We start from the raw sequence: 2,049 nt of genomic DNA on the forward strand, positions 1-2,049 counted from the left end.
TGGAACAGCTTCGGCAAAAGAAATAAACCAGCGACGAGGGCACCCGCCGCATCCGCGGGTGCTTTCGTTTTGACACCATCACAGTTTTGGTTCCGAATGGTCCACGCCATTCGGTGACTCACCTCGACGGAACCCCGGTTCAGATCGAGTGTCCCCCCAAACAGCGTTTTTGACATGAAGACTCGCCCCGTCGCATCCCTGTTGCTCCTCGTTGCACTGGCAATGCCATCCCTCGGCGTGACCCCCGCCGACGAAGCAGCATCCCGCCCTTCGGACTCGCCGCGGAAGCCTGACCTGGCGGTCTATCCGCCTGAAATCAAGCTCAACTCGGCTCGTGACTTCCAGTCCTTCGTCGCCGTGCTGCGGCGTGATGACGGAATCACCGAAGACGCCAGTGATCGTGTGATCTGGAAAATCGCCGATGAATCCAAGGTCAAACGAGACAAGTTCCAACTGTTGCCGTTGGCCGATGGCACGACCGAATTGATCGCGGAGTATCTCGGCACCGAAGTCCGCATCCCCGTCACGGTCTCCAACTCACAAACCAAACCGCCGATCAGCTTCACCAAAGACGTGATGCCGGTGTTGACGCGGTCCGGATGCAACACCGGTTCGTGTCACGGAGCCGCCCGCGGGAAAGATGGATTCCGAATGAGTCTGTTCGGTTTCGATCCCGATGGCGATTACCTTCGCATCACCCGTGAAATCGGCGTTCGCCGCATCAACCTGGCGATCCCCGAAGAAAGCTTGTTCCTGAAGAAGTCGATCGGCGCGGTTCCGCATACCGGCGGCAAACTGTTCGACACCGATTCGGATTACTACGCCACCGTGCTGGAATGGTTGTCCGATGGGGCACTTGCCGATCCGGCCGACAACAAGCCGCCGACCGTCGATTCCGTCGCGATCTATCCGCAACAAGCGGTCATCGAAGGCGAGGGTTCCACCCAGCGGTTCGTCGCTGTGGCGACGTACAGCGATGGAACCACTCGTGATGTCACGCGCTTGGCCGCCTTCACGTCCAACAACTCCGGCACCGCAGCCATCGATGACACCGGCAACGTGACTGCGGGTCGACGCGGAGAAGCCTTTGTGATGGCCCGCTTTGACACACACACCGTGGGCAGCCAAGTGCTCGCTCTGCCGACCGACTTGGACTACACGCCGCCGAAAATCACCGGCAACTACATCGATCAATCGGTCGGCAAGAAGCTGCAACAGCTGCGGATCCTGCCGAGTGGTTTGTGCAGCGACGAAGAGTTCATCCGTCGCGTGACGGTCGACATCACCGGCATGCTGCCGACTGAAGAAGAGTACCGCAACTTCGTCGCCGATCCGGCCGACGACAAACGCGCCGCCCTGATCGATCGATTGCTCGAACGAAAGGAGTTCAGCGAAATCTGGGCGATGAAGTTTGCTCAGCTGTTGATGATCAAGAGCACCAACCAGGTCAGCTACAAGTCGGCCTTCTTGTATGCGAACTGGTTGACCGACAAGTTCGCCAAGAATGTACCGATCGATCAGATGGTGCGCGACCTGCTGACCAGTACCGGTGGAACGTTCACCTCGCCGGCGACCAACTTCTATGAGATCGAGCGTGACACCCTGAAGACCGCCGAGAACGTGGCGCAGGTGTTCATGGGGATTCGCACCCAATGTGCCCAGTGTCACAACCATCCGTTCGACCGCTGGACGATGGACGATTACTACGGGTTCGCGTCCTTCTTCTCGCAGATCGGCCGCAAGAACGCCGAGGACTATCGTGAGAAAATCGTCTACAACCGAGGCGGTGGCGAAGTCAATCACTTGGTGACGAAGAAACCCGTCCCGCCGAAATTCCTCGGCGGTGAAGCACCCGATACGCGTGGGAAAGATCGCCGCGCGGTGGTAGCCGAGTGGCTGACCAGCCCCGATAACCCGTTCTTCGCCAAGTCGATCGCCAACCGTGTTTGGGCCCACTACATGGGCGTCGGACTGGTTGACGAAGTCGATGACATCCGCGTCAGCAATCCGCCCAGCAACCCCGAGTTGTTTGAACTGTTGGGCGAAAAA

Annotated in this window: 1 protein-coding gene; it reads left to right on the forward strand. The window is 58.8% G+C overall.

Translation table 11 applies throughout. The features are described 5' to 3' along the window. Positions 1-174 precede the first annotated feature (174 nt). Positions 175-2,049, forward strand: a 1,875-nt coding sequence (locus ABX749_RS30955) for a DUF1549 domain-containing protein (protein ID WP_372899432.1), incomplete at its 3' end; no start/stop codon positions are given.

Source organism: Stieleria sp. (assembly GCF_041595215.1).
GTDB lineage: Bacteria > Planctomycetota > Planctomycetia > Pirellulales > Pirellulaceae > Stieleria > Stieleria magnilauensis.